Origin of the sequence: Bacillus sp. C30, from assembly GCF_040838255.1 — a bacterium.
In the GTDB taxonomy this organism is placed as follows: Bacteria; Bacillota; Bacilli; order Bacillales; family Bacillaceae_G; genus Bacillus_A; species Bacillus_A mycoides.
The window spans coordinates 1-2674 of the sequence record NZ_JBFPJH010000409.1; the positions used below are offsets into that span (position 1 = coordinate 1).

4 protein-coding genes are annotated in these 2674 nt (G+C 35.0%); 3 read left to right on the forward strand and 1 reads right to left on the reverse strand.

Annotated features, from left to right (window positions below; genetic code table 11):
- The first annotated feature begins 20 nt into the window (after positions 1 to 20).
- Together ssuD and AB3X49_RS21000 are read left to right on the forward strand one after the other, a co-directional pair.
- Positions 21 to 1133, forward strand: coding sequence for an FMNH2-dependent alkanesulfonate monooxygenase (gene ssuD / locus AB3X49_RS20995; RefSeq protein WP_367964516.1), 1113 nt, complete (start codon positions 21 to 23; stop codon positions 1131 to 1133).
- Positions 1134 to 1277: 144 nt separating this feature from the next.
- A complete protein-coding gene (locus AB3X49_RS21000; RefSeq protein WP_001289319.1) occupies positions 1278 to 1370 on the forward strand; it encodes a putative holin-like toxin in 93 nt (30 codons plus the stop codon).
- Between the two features lie 228 nt (positions 1371 to 1598).
- Here AB3X49_RS21000 and AB3X49_RS21005 read toward each other — a convergent pair whose 3' ends face one another.
- A complete protein-coding gene (locus AB3X49_RS21005) occupies positions 1599 to 2420 on the reverse strand; it encodes an HNH endonuclease (RefSeq protein WP_000189680.1) in 822 nt (273 codons plus the stop codon).
- 149 nt (positions 2421 to 2569) lie between these two features.
- Here AB3X49_RS21005 and AB3X49_RS23250 point away from each other — a divergent pair.
- A partial coding sequence (locus AB3X49_RS23250) for a hypothetical protein (protein ID WP_483298791.1) occupies positions 2570 to 2674 on the forward strand: 105 nt, incomplete at its 3' end.

Consider the following 2674-nt stretch of genomic DNA (forward strand, 5'->3'; position numbering starts at 1 on the left):
AATAAGGGGTGTGTAAAGATATGGAACTGTTATGGTTTATTCCAGCTTATGGAGATGGTCGATATTTAGGAACGACAAAAAGAGGAAGAGCAGCTGAATATGGTTATTATAAACAAGTTGCACAGGCAGCTGATTATTTAGGATATACTGGTGTGTTACTTCCAACTGGTCAAGGTTGTGAAGATCCATGGGTATTAGCATCGGCACTTGCAGCCGAGACAGAGAAATTAAAATTTTTAGTAGCAGTTAGACCAGGACTAATGTCACCGACAGTTGCAGCGAGGATGGCATCTACATTTGATAGAATCTCAGATGGGAGACTACTTATTAATGTAGTAGCTGGAGGAGATCCTGTTGAATTGCAAGGAGATGGATTATATCTTGAACACGATGAAAGATATGAAGTAGCGGATGAATTTTTAAAAGTTTGGAAATCGACCTTGCAAGGTGAAAGTATTTCTTTAGAAGGAAAACATATTAAAGTTACGGATAGTAAAGTTGTATTTCCTCCGGTTCAAACACCGTATCCACCAATTTATTTTGGCGGATCTTCCGCTGCAGGTAAAGAAGTTGCAGCGGAACATAGTGATGTATATTTAACGTGGGGAGAGCCGCCAAAGCAAGTGAAAGAGAAAATAGAAGAAGTAAGAAGACTTGCAGAAGAGAAGGGGCGTACGGTACGATTCGGAATCAGATTACATGTAATTGTAAGAGAAACAGAGGAAGAAGCATGGGAAGAGGCTGAGAAGTTAATTCAATATGTAGATAATGAAACAATTGAGCTCGCTCAAAAAACATTTGCAAGATATGATTCAGTCGGTCAAAAACGGATGACACATTTAAATAAAGGAACACGGGATTCGTTAGAGATAAGTCCTAACTTATGGTTTGGTATCGGACTTGTAAGAGGTGGTGCAGGTACTGCACTTGTAGGAGATCCACATACAGTAGCGAAAAGGATAAAAGAATATGAAGCGTTAGGAATCGAGACGTTTGTTTTATCGGGATATCCGCATTTAGAAGAAGCGTATGAAGTAGCAGAATTATTATTCCCACTATTGAAAGACGAAAAGAAACAAGAAAATAAAATTGTTGGTGAAATGATTGCTGATGCATATGCACTAAAAAAATAATGAAAAATAAAAAAACTCGCAGCTTACTAGCTTGCGGGTTTTCATCGTAAACTATTAGAAAATATGGTAAAATTAAATAGTAACTTAAGGTGTGGTTGGTTGTTCAATTATCACTTCTCCAAAGTAGGAGGGGGGTGATAATTCGTGAGTGAAATTGCGTTGCTGCTGCAAGGTGGACTGTTTCTCGTTGCATTGTTAACGTTTATTGTCGTCTTAATTGACAAGCTCAAAAAATAACAACCCACCTATGCCTATAGAAAGTGGGTTGTTGTGTTTGTACGAAACAAATAGGATAAATGAACAATCCAATCTGCTAAGTTACGTGGACTAGTGTGTAGCCGCACACTAGTCTTTTTTATTTATATACAGTTTTTAATTGTTTTATGTGATTGTATTGTTCTTTTCATACTCATTATAACACAGTGTCTTTTCATGAAGAAAGGAGACCGTATGTTCTGGTGTCAATTAAATAGAACGTGTAGTTTCTTTAAATAGCCCATCCATATACTGTTTTAAACTTTCCACAAAAAATCCTTTTTTGTCTACATTATTTACGCCGACAATTGGTGATGGAAGATTGTATCTTTTTTCTGATAAATGAACAACAACATCAAAAATATCAAATAGGCGAATGAAGCAGAATAGCCCGTCTTTATCACTAAGTAAAATAAAGTAATGGTTTTCGCTCGTTGTATTTAATGTATTCCATAAAGAGCTTTTGCTTAAGTCACGAACGATACTCTTTTCCTTTAATTCCATGAAATCGGCATTTAATAGAATGGTAGAAATATCAATCGCATCTGGATCGTCAAAGTAGCCATCAATTGTTTGTACAGCAAAAGTATAAGCCATTTTTAATACACTCATTTTATATTTACGGTTATCTAAAAGCAATTCACGTTGAATAGAACTAGCTACTTTTGTTACGCGCTCTTCTTTCCAAATTTCATTATGTAATGAAATATCGTGCTTTTTACATAGTTTCATAATTAATGCATTGGAATAAAGTATCTCATCACTTACTTCGACTACATCTGTCTCAGCGGCTGCTAGCTCCTCACCATGTTCATTCGTATAGAGAGGGGAATCGATTTGTTTTTTCATTTGCTCAATCTTATATTGACTTAATTTATGTCTAATTAAAGGACGATCAATATTTGTTGTCATATGTTCATGACATGAATCACAAATTGAATTTATGAAATAATATCCACATAATATCTCTGGAATGACATATTGTTCACTAAGTTCTTTCGTATCTTTTCTGCAAATGATGCATTGTGTCATATTTATCACCTTTACCTGCAAATTTGTCTGTAATCTCATTGTAGTGTATTTAATGGGATTTTGGAATATTGTAAAGGAAAATATTATGTGAAATCTAAGTTTAATTTGGTACAATGAAGAGAAGTGCTAGTTTAAAGGAGGACGTTTTTTTGAAATCGAAAGTGCACTTTTGGACATTAGAAGTGCTGATGGTTGTAGGAATTATATTTATTTGCACAAAAATATCGTTTCTATTTCAACCGATTGGTATCTTC